We start from the raw sequence: 16,879 nt of genomic DNA on the forward strand, positions 1-16,879 counted from the left end.
GCCACCCATGCGCAAGACGATCCTGACGGCCCTCCTCCTCGTCCCGTCGCTCGCGCTCGCGAGCGGCTACGAGGTCATCAACGTCAACCCGCGCGACCTCGCGCTCTCCTCGTCGGCCGTCGGCGCCCAGGTCGACGCCGGCGCCGCGTTCATCAACCCCGCCGCGCTCTCCAAGCTCGACGGGCCCGCCGTCTCGGTGGCGGGCTCCTTCCTCGACATCTGGACCGACTGGACCGCGCCTTCGGGGAGCACGAGCCTCACCGGCAGCTCCACGACGCGCTTCGAGCCGGTCACGCCCGTCAACGTCTACGCGGGCTTCGGCACGAAGCTCGCCGGCCGCGGCCTCGGCGTCGGCGTGGGCTTCGGGAGCCCGTTCGGTGGCAACCAGTTCTGGAAGGACGACTGGCAGGGGCGCGCGCGCATCATCGAGGTGCAGCGGCGCTTCTTCGGCACCTACCTCACCGCGGGCTACGAGGTCATCCCGCAGGTGCGGGTCGGCGGCGGGCTCGTCTGGTACTACGGGTTCGAGTACCTGAAGCAGGGCATCCAGCCCTTCCCGGACGCCTACGGCGAGCTCGACACCAAGGGCGGCGCGCTCACCTACGACGTCTCCGCCGAGATCCAGCCTCTGCTGTCCGTCCCGCTCACCATCGGCGTGGACTACAAGCACAAGGCGCACGCGACGCTGAAGGGCGACGGCAACTTCGAGGTGCCGCCGGCCCTCGAGGGCCCGGAGACGCAGGACCAGGGCGTCACGCACGACGTCACGATCCCGAACCTCCTCAACCTCGGCGTGGGCTACCGCGTGGCGAAGCCGCTCCTCGTCACGCTGCAGTGGTCCTGGTCGCGCTGGGTCGTGTACCGCGACGACACCTTCGTGGGCGACAAGGGGCTCACCCTCTCCGTGCCCCGCGACTACCGCAACGGCAACGTCATCCGCGGCGGCGTGGAGTGGGAGGTGAGCCCCACGCTCGCCCTCCGGCTCGGGCTCATGCGCGATCAGTCGGGCCTCCGCAAGACCACCTACTCGCCGACGCTCCCCGACTCGAACACGACGGGCGCCTCGACCGGCCTCACCTGGGCGTTCGGCAACCGCGGGCTGGCGGCGAACGCGGCGTTCTTCTACGGCCGGCGCGACAAGGTCACGCCGGAGGGGACGACCGCCTTCCCGGGCACGTTCCAGACCGACGTGGTCATCGTGTCCGCGGGCCTGTCGTGGAACACCAACCTGCACCTCGCGGGGCAGACGGCGCCGATGCCCTAGGGCGGCTCGAGGCTCGGCCGAAGACGAAGGGCGGCGGTGGGGACACCGTCGCCCTTCGCTTTTGCAGGTGAGTCGCGGCTAGGCCTGCTCCGGCTCCTCGTTGTAGCGGCGCGCGGCGCGATCGCCGAGCGCGGTCAGGATCGACCGCGCGAGGCCGCGGCGAAAGAGCTCACCCGGCAGCGCGATCGCCTCGCGGGCGCCCGGCTCGGCCGGCGGGAGGAGCCGGTTCACGACCCCCAGCGTCCGGACCACGGTGCCGGGGAAGAGCGCGTGGGCGATCCGGAGCGCCTTCGCGGGCACGCCCACCACGACGAAGCGCTCGTCGTTCTCGATCGCCCGCACGATCCGGCGCGCGGCGCGATCGGCGCTCGAGGTCAAGAGCGGGAGCGACGCAGCGAGCGTGAACAGGCTCGCCTCCGCGTAGCGCTTCCCCTTCACGAGCGCGTGGCCGAAGGAGCCGGTGCGCATGAGCCCGGGGACGACGGTCACGACCCGCACCCCGTGGCGGATCGACTCCGCCGCGAGCGCCTCCGACCAGCCGCGCAGCGCGAACTTGGCCGCGTCGTAGGGCGCGAGGTGGGGGAGCCCCACCGCGGCGCCGATGGAGGTGACGTTCACGATCGTGCCGCGGCGCCGCTCCCGCATCCCGGGCAGCACCGCCTCGGCGGCGTGGAGCGCGCCCCAGAACATCACGTCCATCGCACGGCGGTAGTCCTCGGTCTTCATCGTCTCGACGGGGCCGACCTGGATGATGCCGGCGTTGTTCACGAGCACGTCGATGGGGCCGAGGTTCTGCTCCACGTCGGCCACGAGCCCCTGGATCCCGTCCTCGTCGGTGACGTCGCAGGGGAGCGCGGTGACGTCGATCCCCTCGGCCGCCAGGCCGCCCCGGGCGCGCTCGAGCTCCTCCTCGTCCCGGGCGCAGATGACGACGCGCATGCCGCGCCGCCCCAGCTCGCGCGCGACGAGGAAGCCGAGCCCTCGCGAGCCGCCGGTGACGAACGCGATCTTCCCGGGCAGCCGGACGCGCCCGATGCGCCGCGAGAGGGCGAGCGCCGTGGCGCCGCCCAGGATGGCCAGCGCGGTCCAGGTCTCGAGTCGCCGCACGTGGAATCTCCTCGGTCCGGCGGAAGCATGCGCACGGCGGGGCGGGGCGGCCGTCATCCCGCCGCCGGAATTGCCGGCCCGCGCGCACGTCGGACAGGCGGCCACCGGGGCCCCCGGTCGAGCGGCGCCGTCCGGCGGGCGGCGATGGCGGAAGCGGGATAGCGTCTGTGGGTGACGCTCGAGCACCTCGTCCGCGCGCCGGCGCCCGCCCGCTCCCACCCGCCGCTCCTGCTCCTCCTGCACGGGCTCGGCTCGGACGAGCGGGACCTCTTCGCGCTCGCGCCGTGGCTCGACCGCCGCTTCCTCGTCGTGTCGGCGCGGGCGCCCTATGCCATGACGCCCTCCGGCTTCGCCTGGTACGTGCTCGACCGGAGCGCGACGCCCACCACGCTCGATCCGGCCGAGGTCGAGGCGAGCCGCGAGGCGCTCGCGGAGGCCGTCCCCGAGCTGTGCGGGGCCTACGGCGCGGATCCGGCGCGGGTGTTCTTGTTCGGGTTCTCGCAGGGCGCGGTGATGAGCTACGCGCTCGCCCTCGCGCGCCCCGAGCTCGTGCGCGGCCTCGTGGCTCACTCCGGCCGCGTGCTGCCGCAGAGCCTCTCCCGCGCCGCGCCCGCGCCCGCGCTCGCCCGGCTCGAGGCGCTCGTGCTGCACGGCAGGGACGACGCAGTCATCCCCGTGGAGCGCGGCCGCGAGGCGAGGGCGCTCCTCGCGCCGCTCCTCGGGACGCGCGTCGAGTACCGGGAGTATCCGATCGGCCACACGATCTCCGAGGAGAGCCTCGCAGACGCGAACGCCTGGCTCGCCGCCCGCGCGGGCGAGTGACGGCGCGGGCCGCCGGAGGGAGGGGCCGCCGGATCGACAGGCAGGCCCGCCCGTGCTCTCCTCCGCGCGTGCCTGCGCTCCCGGCGGCCCTCCGCTCCCGCGACTTCAGGAACCTCCTCTTCGGCCAGGTCGTCTCGACCACGGGCACGCAGATGCAGCACGTCGCCATCGTCTGGCAGCTCTACGTGCTCACCCGCTCGCCGCTCGCGCTCGGGCTCCTCGGCTTCTTCCGCGTCGCTCCGGTCATCGCCTTCGCGCTCGGCGGCGGGGTCGTGGCGGACGCGGTCGACCGCCGCCGGCTCATGCTCGTCACCCAGACGCTGCTCGCCTCGGTGTCCGTCACGCTCGCGGTGACGAGCCACCTCGGCCTCGCGACGCCCGGCCTCCTCTACGGCCTCGTGGCGGTCGGCGCGGCGGCCATCGCCTTCGACAACCCGGCGCGGCAGGCGCTCGTGCCGCTCCTCGTGCCGCCCGAGCACCTCTCCGGCGCGCTCTCGCTCGCGTTCACGGGCTGGCAGGTGGCGAACGTCGTGGGCCCCGCGCTCGGGGGCGTGCTCCTCGCCTGGGGCGGCGTGGTCACGCTGTACGCGCTCGACGCGGCCTCGTTCCTCGCCGTGATCGGCGCGCTCCTCGTCATGCGCCACCGCGCGCCGCCGCGCGCGACTCCGCTCGGGCTCGGCGCCGTGAAGGAGGGCCTCGCCTTCCTGCGCCGCGCCCCGGTCATCCGCACGACGATGCTGCTCGACTTCTTCGCGACGTTCTTCGGCGGCTCGATGCTGCTCATGCCCATCTTCGCGGACCAGCTCCTCCGCGTCGGCCCTCGCGGCCTCGGGGTCCTCTACGCCGCGCAGCCCGCCGGCGCGGCCCTCGCGGGCGCGTTCCTCGCCACCCGCTCGCTCCCGCGGCGCGAGGGGCGCGCGGTGCTGTGGGCGGTCGGCGCCTACGGCGGCGCCATCGCGGTGTTCGGCGCCTCGCGCTCCTTCCCGCTCTCGCTCGCTGCGCTGGCGGCGGCGGGCGCCGCCGACACGGTGAGCACCGTCATCCGCCAGACGCTTCGCCAGCTCCTCACCCCGGACGCGCTCCGCGGGCGGATGGGCTCCATCAACATGATCTTCTTCATGGGCGGGCCGCAGCTCGGCGAGGTGGAGGCGGGCGCGGTCGCGCGCGCGTTCGGGCCGCGCCTCTCGGTCGCCTCGGGCGGCCTCCTCTGCATCGCCGCCGCGCTCGTCACCGCGCTCGTGGCACCGGCACTGCGCCGCTACGAGCGCGGCTGAAGTGGCGCGGGCGCTCGGGCCAAGGGGCTGCGGCCCATGGAGCGCCCCACGTCGCGCGTCCGCTGCGCGCTCCCGCGCTTGAGGCCACTCGACGCGGCGCGGCCCGCCGAAGCCCGGCCCCCGGCGCTGCGCCGCCTTAAGGTTCGCGGGGTGCGGGAGACGGTGCGCTACGGCAGCCGGGCGGGGAGGGGCGTGCTCCTCGTGGCGATCCTCGGCTCGGGGCTCGCGTTCCTCGACTCGACCGTGGTGAACGTGATCCTCCCGGTCCTCGGCCGGGAGCTCGGCGCGGGCCTCTCGGCGCTGCAGTGGACGCTCGACGGCTACCTGCTCACCCTCTCCGCGCTCCTCCTCCCCGGCGGCGCCCTCGGCGATCGCTACGGGCGCCGCCGCGTGTTCACCATCGGGCTCGCCTGGTTCGCGGTCGCCTCGCTCCTCTGCGGCGTCGCCCCGAACGCCGGCGCGCTCGTCTTGTTCCGGGCGGTGCAGGGGGTGGGCGCGGCGCTGCTCGTGCCCGGGAGCCTCGCCCTGCTGCGGAGCTGCTTCGCGCCGGAGGAGCAGGGGCGCGCCATCGGGGCCTGGGCGGGCCTCTCCGGCGTGACGACCGCGTTCGGGCCGCTCCTCGGCGGCTGGCTCGCCGAGGCCGTGTCCTGGCGCGCCGTCTTCCTCGTGAACCTCCCGATCGCCGCGCTCGGCATCTGGGCGGCGGTGCGCTTCGTCCCGGAGTCCCGCGCGCCCGTGGCGCGCCGGCTCGACGTCGCGGGCGCGGTCCTCGCCGCCCTCGGGCTCGGCGCGGTCACCTACGCGCTCATCGAGGCGACCGGCGAGGGCGGCGGCGGACGGGTGACGGTGGCTGCGCTCGCGGGATCCCTCGCGCTCGTCGCGTTCGTCCTCGTGGAGCGCCGTCCGTCGGCCATGCTCCCCCTGTCGCTCTTCCGCTCCCTCCAGTTCACCGGGGCGAACGCGGCCACGCTCGCGCTCTACTTCGGGCTCGGCGGCGCGACCTTCCTCCTCATGCTCCAGCTCCAGCGGAGCCTGGGCTGGTCGCCGCTCGCCTCCGGCGCGGCGCTCCTCCCGCTCACCGCCTGCCTCCTCGTGCTCTCGCCGTGGTCGGGCCGGCTCGCGGGGCGCGTCGGGAACCGCCCGCTCATGGCGTCGGGCGCGCTCGTCGCGGGGCTCGGTCTCGCGCTCCTCGCCCGGGCCGTGCCGGGCGTGAGCTACCTCGGGGGCGTCCTCCCGGGCGTGGCGACGCTCGGCGTGGGGCTCGGCCTCGCGGTCGCCCCGCTCACCGCGGCGGCGCTCTCCGCCGTCGAGGCGGAGCGGGCTGGCGTCGCCTCGGGCGTGAACAACGCCGTCGCGCGCGCGGCCGGTCTCCTCGCCGTGGCGGTGCTGCCCCTCGCCGCCGGCATCGCCCCGGCGGACGTCGCCTCCGGCCAGCTCACAGAGGGTTTCCAGCGCGCCATGGCGATCTCCGCGGCCCTCTGCGGCGTGGGCGGCGCGCTCGCCTGGGCCACCGTCGAGCGCGGCCGGGGAGGAGCGCGCCCCCGCGCGCGGCGGGCCGCCGTGGTCCCGCGCGTCGCGGCCGGACGGCCGAGGTGAGCGCCGAGGAGGGCGCGCAGTATCCCGCCCGGCTCGCGCCGGCGCCCGCCCCCCTGTCCGGCGAGGGCCAGCGCCGCCGCACGAGGAGCCGGGCCGCACCCACGGGTCGGTCGATGACGTTCGGTGAAGCCTCCACGGAGGGTGTCGTGTTGTCCTCCGCGCGCGTTATCTCCACCCTTGGCGAGGCTCGAACGCTGGAGGGTTCATGCGCAGGCAGCTCCTCGTGTCGCGCGGCTGGCTGCAGGCCGCGCTGCTCGTCATGCTCGTCGGCTTCGGCATCCTCGGGGTGCTCGCCTACCGGACCTACACGGCGACGCCGCCCATCCCGGAGCGGGTCGTCGGCCCGGCGGGGCGGGTGGTCTTCACGCGGGACGACGTCCTCTCGGGGCAGGAGCTCTTCCTGGGACGGGGCCTCATGTCGTACGGCTCGGTCTTCGGCCACGGCGGCTACCTCGGGCCGGACTTCACCGCCGACTACCTCCGGCGCACCGCCCGCTTCATGGCGCGCCGCAACGGCGAGCCGGAGCGGGCGGGCGGCCCGAAGACCTGGGCCGAGCTGCAGACGAACCGCTACGACCCGGCGAGCGACACGCTCCGCTTCACCGAGGGTCAGGCGCTCGCCTTCGAGCACTACCGCGAAGAGCTCGCGGCGTTCTTCGCCCAGCCGAGCGCGCGGACCGGGCTCGCGCGAGACGTCGTCTCGGGGCCGGAGGACGTCCGGCTGCTCACCGCGTTCTTCGCCTGGAGCGCCTGGGCGGCCGCCGCCCGGCGCCCCGGCCAGGACTATTCGTACACCAACAACTGGCCGCCCGAGCCCCTCGTCCAGAACGTCCCGACTGGCCCGATGGTGGTGTGGAGCGTGCTCTCGCTCATCGCCCTCCTCGCGGGGACCGGGCTCCTCTTCGCCGCCTTCGGCCGCTGGCGGTTCCTCGGCTGGCAGGGGCGCGAGTCGCAGACCCTCACCTTCCGCCGCCCCGAGGAGGTGCCGCTCACGCCCTCGCAGCGCGCGACCGGCTGGTTCTTCCTCGTCATGGCGCTGCTCTTCCTCCTGCAGACGCTGGTGGGCGGGGCGACGCAGCACTACCGCGCCGAGCTCTCGAACTTCTTCGGCGTGGACCTCGCCGCGCTGCTCCCCTTCAACGTCGTGCGGAGCTGGCACCTGCAGCTCGCGATCTTCTGGGTGGCGACGAGCTACCTCGCCGCCGGCATCTTCCTCGCGCCCATGATCGCCGGGCGCGAGCCGCCCGGGCAGCGCGCGCTCGCCTTCGCGCTGCTCGGCGCGCTGGCGGTGGTGGTGGTGGGGAGCATGATCGGCGAGCTCGCCGGGATCCACGGCTGGACGCGGAGCATCTGGTTCGGGAACCAGGGCTTCGAGTACCTGGAGCTCGGCCGCTTCTGGCAGGTGCTGCTCATCCTCGGGCTCTTCGCCTGGGTGGCGATCCTGTTCCGGGCGCTGCGCCCCCGCCTCGCGCGCGAGCACCTCGGCAACATGCCCTGGCTGTTCTTCTTCGCCGCGCTCGCGATCCCCGCGTTCTATGCGGTCGGGCTGCTCGCCCACCCGCGCGGCCACTTCACGGTCACCGACTACTGGCGCTTCTGGGTGGTGCACCTGTGGGTCGAGGACTTCCTCGAGCTCTTCACCACGGTCGTCGTCGCCTACCTGTTCGTGCTGCTCGGGGTGGTCGCCGAGCGGATCGCGCTCCGGCTCATCTACCTCGAGATCATCCTCTACTCGGTGGGGGGCGTGGTCGGGACCATGCACCACGTCTACTTCTCGGGCGAGCCCGCGGAGCACATGGCGCTCGGCGCCTTCTTCTCCGCGGCGGAGGTCATCCCGCTCACCCTCCTCACCTTCGAGGCGTGGAGCTTCCTCTCCCTGGGCCGCGAGCAGCAGGCGGGCGCCGTGCGGTTCCCGCATCGCTGGGCCGTCGCGTTCCTCGCCTCGGTGGGGTTCTGGAACTTCGTCGGCGCCGGGATCTTCGGCTTCCTCATCAACCTGCCCATCGTGAGCTACTACCAGATCGGCACGGCCCTCACCGCGAACCACGGCCACGCGGCGATGATGGGCGTCTACGGCATGCTCGCGGTGGGGCTCGCGCTGTTCGGGCTCCGCTACCTCGTCCCGCCGGAGCGCTGGTCGGACCGGCTCGCGGCGGTGAGCTTCTGGTCGCTCAACGTCGGCCTGGGCTGGATGGTGTTCGCGACGCTCTTCCCCATCGGCGTCCTGCAGCTTCACCGCTCGGTCACGGTGGGCTACTGGGAGGCGCGCGCGCTGGAGTTCCTCACCGCGCGGCCGCTGACGTGGTTCGAGTGGGCGCGCCTCCCCGGCGATGCGCTCTTCATCGTGGGCGGCGTGCTCCCGGTCGTCATCCTCGCCTGGCGCGGCGTGCGCGCCCGGACGCGGCCGCTCCCCGCCGCGCTCCCCGAGAGCCCCCTCTTCACCGACGTCGCGGGGGGCCCGCCCGGCGGCGCGCCCGCGCCGGGGCACCCCGCGCCGGAGCGGCTCTAGCGAGCGACCCGCCTGGGAGGAGGCGACGTGGGGCGAAGACGCACCCCGTCGCCTCCCCGTATGAGAGGGAAGAGCCCGCCCGCTCGCCGGGTTGCCTAGCTGCGTGCCCGCTCGTCCGGTGACCGGCTTCGTCGCCGCCATCCTCGCCATCGTCGTGGCGGTGGGGGTGTACCTGGCGGTCGCGAAGTCGCGTCAGGAGAACGCCGCGCGCGCCGCCGAGTCGACCGACGCGGTGCTCGCCCTCGAGCGGCTGGACGCCGCCGTCCGCGAGGCCGAGAGCAGCCACCGCGGCTATCTGCTCGTGCGCGGCCCCGCCGAGCTCGCCCGGCACGAGCGGGCGGTGGCCGCGATCCGCGTCGAGCTCGCGTCGCTCACCCAGCGGGCGTCACGGGAGCCGCAGCGGCGCGCGCCCACCGACGCGCTCGTCGGGCGGGTCGATGCCGCGCTCGCGGCCATGGCCGAGGAGCGGCGCGCCCACGACGCCGCGCTCCTCACCGGCGCCTCCTGGCACCCCACCACCGACCCTCACCTCCTCGACGACATGGAGCACGCCCGCGGCGAGCTCGTGGCGCTCGAGGTCGGCGCGCTCGAGCAGCGCGAGCGCGCCTGGTCGGGCAAGACCGCCCTCGGCGACGCGGTGTTCCTCGTCGCGAACCTCGCGCTCGCCGCGGTGCTCCTGCTCGCCGCGCGGAGCGTCCGCCAGGCCCTGCGCGCGCACGAGGAGCGCGAGCGCGAGCGGCGCGTCGCCCTCGAGGTGCAGGCGCGGATCCTCGGCATCGTCGGCCACGACCTGCGCACGCCGCTGTCCGCCATCGAGGCCGGCGCGACGCTGCTCTCGCGACGGACGCTGCCGCCGGCGGAGGCGCGCACGCTCGCCCGCATCCTGTCGAGCTCGCGCCGCATGGCCCGGATGATCGGCGACCTGCTCGACTTCACGCGCGTGCGCGACGCCGGCGGCATCCCGCTCGCCCCGCGCGCGATGGACCTGCGCGAGGTCTGCCGCCCGGTGGTGGACGAGGCGGCGCTCCGGCACGGACCCGACGCGGTCGCGCTCTCCCTCGACGGGAACCTCTCCGGCGCGTGGGACCCCGACCGGCTCCAGCAGGCGATCGCGAACCTCGTCTCGAACGCGCTCCAGTACCAGCCGGCGGGCACGCCGGTGCGCCTGCGCGCCGCCGGCGAGGCCGACGCGGTGCGCGTGGAGGTCGAGAACGACGGCCCGCCCATCCCGCCCGAGGCGACGCGCGCCATCTTCGAGCCGTTCCGGCGCGGCGACGTCCGCCAGGCCGGCGCCGACGGGCTCGGCCTGGGGCTCTTCATCGTCCGGACCATCGTCGAGGCGCACGGCGGCCGGGTGGACGTCGCGTCGGGCCCGGGCCGCCCGACCCGCTTCACCGTCCGGCTGCCGCGCACCGGCGGGCTTCGCCCGGCGGTGTACAGCGCCGGCGCCCGGTGAAGCGGTCCCGCAGAGACGCCCGGACGCCTTTCGCCACGCAGCGCCGGGGCGACCTCGGAGACGGCGCTCGCGAGGCCACCGCGGCGGGCGCGAGGGCTCACCCCGCTCGCCGGCGCGTCGGAGCGTGGAGGGACGGTCCGGCCCGCAGCGGACCCGCCCGCGAGTCGGACGCGCGCGGCTCGATTTCGAGCACCTCGGCGAGGGGACGGCGGAGCGCCCGCGCGGCGGGGGGTGGCGCGACGGCGAGGCGGAACAGCATCGGCTCTCCCCGGCCCGAGGCCTCCGGGAAGACCGAGGCGAGGCGACCCCGCAGCGCGCGCAGCGTGGCGACCTCCGGCGGCGCGAGGCCCTCGCCGTCGCCGAGCTCGAGCCGCGCGAAGAGGTACGTGAGCGGCGTCATGGGCTGGAACGCGAGCCCGAGGGCAGTCGCCTGGAGCCACACGCGCTGCATGGCGCGGCCGCCCGCGAAGTAGGCCTCGCGCGTGCGGCCCGCCACGGACACGAGCCCCGCGGCGCTCGCCGCCGCCATGGCCTTCGCCGCCGGCTTCTCGAGCGCGCGCCCCCCGCCGAGCCGGCCGACGAGCTCCATGGCGGGCCAGGAGGACATCACGCGGAGACCGGCCAGGTCCGCGCCGGAGAGCTCGAGCGTGGCGACGTCCAGCCCGTCGCCCCTGCGCACCTCGTCGGCGCTCCAGCGCAGCTCGCCCATCATCTCGCGGTGCATGGTGCGGGAGAGGAAGCGGAGCCGGTCCCCGCGCCCCAGCACCTCGCCGAGCTCGCTGAGCCGCTCCGAGTCCTCGACGAGGTGCAGCGCCGCGCCGGAGACGTCCGCCGCGGCGCGGAGGAGCAGGTCGCGCGCCTCCCGGGCGAGCGGCGCGCGCGGGCCGAGCTTCCGGTTCGTGGCGCGGTCCGGGATCGCCGCCGCGAGGGAGAGGACGCTCGCCGGGGCCGGCGCGCGCGAGGCCGCGAAGCGGAGGTCGCACACGAGCGCGGGCTCGCGCGGATCCGGGGCGAGGTCGACCGCCATGTCGAGCCCCATCGCCGCCGAGGCGAGCGCGATGTTCTCCACGGCGGCGCCGAAGGCGAGCCAGCTCGCGAGGTCGCGGTAATCGAGGAAGGACCGGGAGCGGGCGGCGTCGTGGAGGAGGCGGAGGCGCTTGCCGTCCCACGAGAACCGCCACGGCTGGCAGTTCCCGCCCGAGGGCGCGAGCGTGGCGAGCTCCACGAGCGCCCGGATTCGCTGCGTGTCGAGCGCCGCGCCCGCCCGGACCGCCGCCGGGGCGACGGCCGCGGCCGGGGGCGCCGCACGCGCCTCCTCGAGCGTCGCGGCCGGAGCGGGCACAGGCTCCGCCAGGAGGGGCTGCACCGCCCCCGCCCCGTCGCGCACGAGCTCGCCGAGGTCCACGTAGAACCGCCCCGACGACCTGAGCTCGCCGAGCGCGATCCGGCGGGCGGTGTCGGTGACGACCGCCGCGCCGAGCGACACGGCCGAGGCGAGCTGCGGCCAGGTCTTGAGCGTCGCCTTCACCTCGACGAGCGAGGCCGCGAGGCGCGGCGAGATGGACCGCTCGCCGAGGATGCGGAGCACGATCGGCACCTTCTCGGAGGTGTCGAGCCCGCGGAGCTCCTCGGCGTCGAGCGCGCCGACGAGGCCGTGGAGGATGGGACGCTCGGGCTCGAGGTCGAAGCGCTCGACGTCGAGGAGGCCGCGGTCGCTCGTCTCCATGAGCACGGGGATGCGCAGCGCCCGCGCCGCCTCCCGGACCCGCACCTTCACGTAGAGGTCGTCGCACTCCTCCACGAGGAGGTCGAGCGGACGCCCGTCGGGCCGGAGGAACCGGTCCATGTTCGCATCGGTGATCCCGTCCAGGAACGGCCACACGCGCAGGTACGGGTCGAGCTCGGCGATGGCGCGCGCGGTGAGGACCGCCTTCGGGACCCCGAGCTCGTGGACGCCCGCGCGCAGCCGGTTCAAGTTCGAGAGGCTGAGCCGGTCGTGGTCCGCGAGGTAGAGCTCCCCGCCGACCTGCTCCATGGCGAGGGCGATGGCGCTCGCGCTCCCCACCGACAGGCCGACGACCCCGAGCCGGACCGCGCGGAGCCGCTCCTGCTCCTCGGAGGAGATCTTGTTCCGGTTCCGGCTCGAGCGTAGCTCCCGGAACTCGGGCTCCGGGAGCACACGCACCACCCGCCTGGACCACGGGTAGAGGAACCAGGTGCCGTGGTACGCGAGCGGCAGCCCCTGGAGATGGGCGCCCATCCGCTCGGAGAGCGCCTCCGGCCCGAGCTCGAGCGCCGGCTCGCGCGTCTCGAGGAGCTCGACGAGCTGCTCGCGGAGGGTGTCGTGGACCGTGAGGCCTTCCTCCACCACGCGCGCGGCGAGCCGCAGGCGCGCCGCCGGATCGCCGGCGGGGAACGCCTCCGGCCGCCAGGAGTCCGCCTCGGCGCCCGGGCGCAGGACCTCGTCCGGCTCGGGCGGCGGGCCTCCGGCGGCGGGCGCGGGGGGCGGGCGTCCTCGCAGTGAATGCACGCGGTCCAGAAGCTCGAACTGATGGTGGCTGGGCATGCGCTGTGCCTCCCGTTGGGTGTGCGAGCCAGTGTACGGCCGCGGCAGACGATTGGACGCCGTCACCGGGGACGGGACGTGGTAGACGAGGCGCGATGTGCGCGATCCGCAGGGATCTTCCCGACGCGTTCGACGACGTGCTCCTGCTCGTAGCCCCCGACGATGCGCACCGCCGCATGATCCGCGAGCGGCTCGCAGAGGTCAGGGGGAGCCCGCGACCGGGCCAGCCCGGCGCTCACCCGCGGTTCAAGCTCCTCACGGCCTCGAGCGGCGCCGAGTCGCTGAAGCGCGCTGCCGGGGCCACCATCGCCATGGTGAACCTCGAGCTGCCCAAGGGACCGGGGCTCGAGACGATCCGCGAGCTGCGCGAATCCCACGAGCGCCTCGCGATCCTGGCGTACGCGACGGCGGCGGGGGCCTCGGATGCCATGGCCGCCGTGATGGCGGGCGCGGACTTCTTCTTCGACTGCCACGACGAGTCGAGCGCCGCGCTCGGCCACGCCGTGGATCTCGCGGTCGAGCGCCGGCGGCTCACGCACACGATCGAGCAGAACGAGGCGGACGTGGAGGAGGCGCGTGGCAGGCTGGCGCAGCTCGCGGGGGAGCTCGTCGGCACGATGCCCGGGCTGTGGCCGCTCCGCTCGCGCGAGGACGTCCTGCCGTTCCGCGAGGCCGCGCGCCGCTATCTGCTCGCCGCGACCCGCTTCTTCGCCCGCGACCCCCGCGGCCTCGCGAAGGCGCTCGGGGTCTCCTACTTCTCGCTGCGCCGCCTCCTCGCGCGGTACGACGTCCCGTTCCCCGCCGCGCGGTCCCGCAAGTAACGTACACGCACGGTCTGGTGAAGCCGCACGCTGAGTGGTAGTGTGGGATCGTGCCGTTCTCGCAACCCATGTTGCGGTTTCCGCAACTTCAACTCAGGAGCTCCTCATGCCGCGTCTCGCCGACAAGTTCGCCCTGAACCTCAAGAGCGAACGTCTCCGCCGCAAGCTCTCGCAGGAGGCCCTGGCCGGGAAGGCGCGGCTCTCGGTGTCCTACATCTCGATGCTCGAGCGCGGGCAGCGGACGCCGCCGCTCGAGACGCTCGAGAGCCTCGCCAAGGCCCTGGCCGTCTCGCCGACGTCGCTGCTCGAGTAGTCGACCGCTCGCGCGCGGGCGGCGCGACCGCTTCAGCGGTCGACGCGCATCACGAACTCGGGGAAGAGGGCCGTGAGCGAGCTCGCGAGCTTCTTCTGCCACGGGACCGCGGCGCTCCCGAAGAGCGTGACCTGACAGCGCTTCTCGCGCGCGAGCAGCAGCACGTCTGCGAGCGCGCGGATGCCGGAGCTGTTCAGGAACACCACCTGCGAGAGATCGAGGGAGATCGCGGGGAGCTTCGTGAGCGAGGCGACGATGGGCTCGAACGCCCGCGCGTAGGCCTCGGGCGACTCGAGGCGCATCACCCCGCGCAAGAGCCAGGTCCCGGGCGACTGCCCCGCGTCCACCGAGTAGTCCGGGCGTGGCGCCTTCATCGCTGCTCCACCTCCGCCGCGCTCATGGCCACCCGCAGGCAGACCGTGGCTTTCCCTCCGGCGTCGGCGGGCTCCACGGTGGCCCCGACGGTCGCCCGGTAGTCTCGCGCGAGCAGCGCGAGGCCGAGGCCCCGCCGGTCCTGCAGCCGCTGCCGGAACACGGCGGTCGCGTCGTCGTGCGCGAGCACCGGGAGCAGCTCCTTCAGGCTCGCGACGTGCTTGTCGCTCGCCTCGTTCCGGATCTCGAGCAGCACGACCTCGCCGTGATTGCGGATCGAGGCGCGCGCCGGCGTCCGCGCGTCGGCGCTGAACTTGGCGGCGTTCTCGACGAGCTCGTTCATGACGGTCGAGAGGACGCTGCGTGCCGTCTCGCGCCGCTCGAACCCGTACACCATGTAGTCGGCCATGAAGTCGGCGATCATGCCGCATCGTCTCCACTCGGTCACCAGGTCTATCGGCACCACCTCCATCTCGATGGCGCTGAGCGGCTGGGCGGGGGCCTCGTGGAACGCGCCGAGGACGGTGAGGTTGCTCATCGCTCGTCTCCCAGCCACGGGCCGAGCGCGTGCTCGCCCGGAATGCGCAGGTCGCGGAAGGCGGCCGGTACGTCGAGGTGCGGGATGACGAGGTAGCTGTCCATCGGGTTCCGCTCCGACCGGTAGTGTTCGTGGACCTTGTAGTGGGGAAACGGCTTCAGGTGTCGCGTGCGGATCCCGTGCCGCTCGACCAGGCGCTTCATCGATCGCACGACGCAGAAGGTGACGAGCGGCGGTCGCGGGGCGTCGAGCTCTACGAACGCCCGCGCGTGGGCGAACGCGATGAACAGCGGGCCGAGCCCCGAGTTGAGCAGCCGCGGGGCGATGACGAGCTTCGTCAGCTCGCGCCGCTCGGCGGGCTCGTACTCTCCGTCCACGCCCGCCTCGCGCAGCCGGGCGCGGACCTCGTCGTCGTCCACCAGCCCGAAGCGCTCGACGTAGGTGTTCCGCACGTACAGCCCGGACACGGCCGCGAGCTCGTCGCGGACGAACCCCATCAGGAAGCGGTGCGGCCAGGGCTCGATCTTCCGGTCGAGGTCGTAGGTGTCGCTCGAGAACACCACGCCGTAGCGGCGGTGGTACACCTCGCCCACGAGCTGCCTGCAGCGCAGCACGTCGGCGGAGCGCGCGGCGATCTCGAGCCTCAGCTTCACGCCAGCGCTCCCTCGGGGCGCGCGCGCAGCATGAAGAACGCCACGTCGTCGGCGTAGCGCCGGCCCGTGAAGTCGTCGAGCTGCTCCACCAGCCGCCGGCGAATCTCGGACAGCGGCTCGGCGCCGCACGCGGACAAGAGCTCGCCCACGCGCTCGGCGCCGAACAGCCCGAGCTCGTGCCGGCCGAGGCGCGGCGCCTCGAACACCCCGTCGGTGGCGACGAACACCAGGTCTCCCGGCCTGAGCTCGAGGGTGGCGTCGCCGATGGTCTCGAGGGCCAGGTCCGGCGTGAAGCCGACGCCCAGCGGGAAGTGCTCGAGGGCGAGCGTCTGCACCTCGCGCGAGCGGGCGCGGTAAACGAGCAGGTCCGCGTGACACCCGCTCACCACGAGCCGCCCGTCCCGGTCGTCGCGCCGCATCGCCACGATCGTCATGTAGCGGCGGTCCTCGAGCTGGGCGAGGTTCCGCCACAGCACCCGGTTCACGAGCTGGTTCAGCTCGCGGGGGGTGATCTCGGGGCGGGCCTCGATGATCGACGAGAGCGCGCTGTGGGCCATGAGCGCGAGCAGCCCCGCGTGGAAGCCGTGGCCGACGACGTCCGCCGCGAAGAACCACTCGCTGCTCCCCGTCTTGAAGTGCTGCAGGTAGTCCCCGCCGACCGAGTCGGCCTGCCGCATGTGGCAGGCGAACTCCAGGCGATCGAGCCGGGCGTCCGTGGGCGCGAGCCGCGCCTGGAGGGTGCGCGCGATCTCGAGCTGGGCGGCGAGGCGCGCCTGGCGCTTCGTGACCATCTCGAGCAGCGCCGCGGGCGCGCTGATCGAGATCGCGAAGATCACCAGGAACGCCAGGGTGAACCCGACCGGCGCGAGCGCCTCCCGCTCGCGCAGGAAGACGAAGTCGAGGTTGTGGACCGAGAAGAGGATGCAGGAGAGCGCGAGCGCGCGCCCCTGCGCGTGGAGCGTGGACCAGCGGTCGCGGAAGACCTTGAAGCCGACCGCCACGGTGGGCGCGGCGACCGCGAGCGCTGTGGGCGCCGAGACGAGGACGAACGATCCTCCCGCCGCCGCGACGAGGGCCGAGGCGGCGAGTCCCGCCGCCAGCAGCAGGACGAGCCTGCGCCACGGCACCGTCACCTCGGCCACCGCGGCGAGGAGCTGGGCGAACGCCGCGTTGTTGATGAAGACCGAGGCGAAGCCGATGGTGACGATGAGGTGGTTGTGGGTGAGCGCGCTCTGGAGCAGCGCCGACAGGATGACCGTCGCCCACGCGACGAAGAGCATCCGGAACAGCGCGTCGCGCGTGCTCCGCCACAGCGCCGCCGCGAACACGGCGTTGAGGAGGGCCGCTCCCGCCAGGAGGACGAGGAGGTTCTGCACGACTTCGGAGCGCATTCCGGACTCGCGCAGTATGCCTCACCGACGGCGAACGCGGCAGGGGCTCACACCGGCTCTCGCCGGGCCCGGCGGCGAGGCAGGCGGGCCGACCGCCGCGCGGCGGTCGCCACGCAGGCTCGGCAGGTTCCGGTCGCACGCGGCAGGGAGGCGTCGACTCGTGGTCCGCGTGCGCAGCGCGCTCGCGGCAGCTCGCG

The 16,879-nt window shown here is 74.4% G+C and carries 14 protein-coding genes; 8 read left to right on the top strand and 6 right to left on the bottom strand.

Features of this window, described 5'->3' with window-relative positions:
- Window positions 1-7 precede the first annotated feature (7 nt).
- Window positions 8-1,264 (top strand): OmpP1/FadL family transporter, encoded by a 1,257-nt coding sequence (locus MNY60_RS11110; RefSeq protein ID WP_242334018.1) that lies wholly within the window; start codon window positions 8-10, stop codon window positions 1,262-1,264.
- Window positions 1,265-1,342: 78 nt separating this feature from the next.
- Here MNY60_RS11110 and MNY60_RS11115 read toward each other — a convergent pair whose 3' ends face one another.
- A complete protein-coding gene (locus MNY60_RS11115) occupies window positions 1,343-2,371 on the bottom strand; it encodes an SDR family oxidoreductase (RefSeq protein WP_242334021.1) in 1,029 nt (342 codons plus the stop codon).
- 171 nt (window positions 2,372-2,542) lie between these two features.
- Between MNY60_RS11115 and MNY60_RS11120 the strand changes: the two genes are divergently transcribed.
- From MNY60_RS11120 to MNY60_RS11140, 5 genes are all read left to right on the top strand, one after another.
- Entirely contained in the window at window positions 2,543-3,193 is a 651-nt protein-coding gene (locus MNY60_RS11120) for an alpha/beta hydrolase (RefSeq protein WP_242334024.1), read from the top strand.
- A gap of 68 nt (window positions 3,194-3,261) precedes the next feature.
- On the top strand, window positions 3,262-4,467 hold the full coding sequence (locus tag MNY60_RS11125; RefSeq protein ID WP_242334027.1) for an MFS transporter: 1,206 nt from the start codon (window positions 3,262-3,264) through the stop codon (window positions 4,465-4,467).
- 150 nt (window positions 4,468-4,617) lie between these two features.
- Window positions 4,618-6,063 carry a DHA2 family efflux MFS transporter permease subunit gene (locus MNY60_RS11130; protein WP_242334031.1) on the top strand — a complete coding sequence of 482 codons (1,446 nt, stop codon included), beginning with the start codon at window positions 4,618-4,620 and terminating at the stop codon, window positions 6,061-6,063.
- Window positions 6,064-6,268: 205 nt separating this feature from the next.
- Window positions 6,269-8,572, top strand: a complete 2,304-nt coding sequence (locus tag MNY60_RS11135; RefSeq protein ID WP_242334034.1) for a nitric-oxide reductase large subunit — start codon at window positions 6,269-6,271, stop codon at window positions 8,570-8,572.
- Between the two features lie 103 nt (window positions 8,573-8,675).
- Window positions 8,676-10,028 carry an ATP-binding protein gene (locus tag MNY60_RS11140; RefSeq protein WP_242334037.1) on the top strand — a complete coding sequence of 451 codons (1,353 nt, stop codon included), beginning with the start codon at window positions 8,676-8,678 and terminating at the stop codon, window positions 10,026-10,028.
- Window positions 10,029-10,125: 97 nt separating this feature from the next.
- Here the strand turns inward: MNY60_RS11140 and MNY60_RS11145 are convergent, their stop codons facing one another.
- Window positions 10,126-12,594 (bottom strand): Rv1355c family protein, encoded by a 2,469-nt coding sequence (locus tag MNY60_RS11145; RefSeq protein WP_242360623.1) that lies wholly within the window; start codon window positions 12,592-12,594, stop codon window positions 10,126-10,128.
- Between the two features lie 95 nt (window positions 12,595-12,689).
- Here MNY60_RS11145 and MNY60_RS11150 point away from each other — a divergent pair, with 95 nt between their 5' ends.
- Together MNY60_RS11150 and MNY60_RS11155 are read left to right on the top strand one after the other, a co-directional pair.
- A complete protein-coding gene (locus tag MNY60_RS11150; protein ID WP_242353957.1) occupies window positions 12,690-13,415 on the top strand; it encodes a response regulator in 726 nt (241 codons plus the stop codon).
- Between the two features lie 106 nt (window positions 13,416-13,521).
- The gene (locus MNY60_RS11155) at window positions 13,522-13,728 is read left to right on the top strand and encodes a helix-turn-helix domain-containing protein (protein ID WP_242334044.1); all 207 of its coding nucleotides are present in this window, start codon (window positions 13,522-13,524) and stop codon (window positions 13,726-13,728) included.
- 32 nt (window positions 13,729-13,760) lie between these two features.
- Here the strand turns inward: MNY60_RS11155 and MNY60_RS11160 are convergent, their stop codons facing one another.
- From MNY60_RS11160 to MNY60_RS11175, 4 genes are read right to left on the bottom strand one after another with little or no spacing between them, the layout of a single operon-like run.
- Window positions 13,761-14,102 (bottom strand): STAS domain-containing protein, encoded by a 342-nt coding sequence (locus MNY60_RS11160; protein WP_242334047.1) that lies wholly within the window; start codon window positions 14,100-14,102, stop codon window positions 13,761-13,763.
- Window positions 14,099-14,638, bottom strand: a complete 540-nt coding sequence (locus MNY60_RS11165) for a hypothetical protein (protein WP_242353946.1) — start codon at window positions 14,636-14,638, stop codon at window positions 14,099-14,101. Before MNY60_RS11165 ends, MNY60_RS11160 begins: the two co-directional genes overlap by 4 nt.
- Window positions 14,635-15,291: a hypothetical protein gene (locus tag MNY60_RS11170; RefSeq protein ID WP_242334053.1), complete on the bottom strand. Its 657-nt coding sequence runs from the start codon at window positions 15,289-15,291 to the stop codon at window positions 14,635-14,637. Before MNY60_RS11170 ends, MNY60_RS11165 begins: the two co-directional genes overlap by 4 nt.
- A complete protein-coding gene (locus tag MNY60_RS11175) occupies window positions 15,288-16,682 on the bottom strand; it encodes a PP2C family protein-serine/threonine phosphatase (protein ID WP_242353944.1) in 1,395 nt (464 codons plus the stop codon). Before MNY60_RS11175 ends, MNY60_RS11170 begins: the two co-directional genes overlap by 4 nt.
- Window positions 16,683-16,879 lie beyond the last annotated feature (197 nt).

Origin of the sequence: Anaeromyxobacter sp. SG17, from assembly GCF_022690695.1 — a bacterium.
GTDB classification, from domain to species: Bacteria; Myxococcota; Myxococcia; order Myxococcales; family Anaeromyxobacteraceae; genus Anaeromyxobacter; species Anaeromyxobacter soli.

Bases quoted from the DNA above. Each gene is read 5' to 3' on its own strand.
- MNY60_RS11175 (WP_242353944.1), bottom strand. From the start codon at position 16,682: ATGCGCTCCGAAGTCGTGCAGAACCTCCTCGTCCTCCTGGCGGGAGCG.
- MNY60_RS11150 (WP_242353957.1), top strand. From the start codon at position 12,690: ATGTGCGCGATCCGCAGGGATCTTCCCGACGCGTTCGACGACGTGCTC.
- MNY60_RS11110 (WP_242334018.1), top strand. From the start codon at position 8: ATGCGCAAGACGATCCTGACGGCCCTCCTCCTCGTCCCGTCGCTCGCG.
- MNY60_RS11155 (WP_242334044.1), top strand. From the start codon at position 13,522: ATGCCGCGTCTCGCCGACAAGTTCGCCCTGAACCTCAAGAGCGAACGT.
- MNY60_RS11160 (WP_242334047.1), bottom strand. From the start codon at position 14,102: ATGAAGGCGCCACGCCCGGACTACTCGGTGGACGCGGGGCAGTCGCCC.
- MNY60_RS11165 (WP_242353946.1), bottom strand. From the start codon at position 14,638: ATGAGCAACCTCACCGTCCTCGGCGCGTTCCACGAGGCCCCCGCCCAG.
- MNY60_RS11145 (WP_242360623.1), bottom strand. From the start codon at position 12,594: ATGCCCAGCCACCATCAGTTCGAGCTTCTGGACCGCGTGCATTCACTG.
- MNY60_RS11135 (WP_242334034.1), top strand. From the start codon at position 6,269: ATGCGCAGGCAGCTCCTCGTGTCGCGCGGCTGGCTGCAGGCCGCGCTG.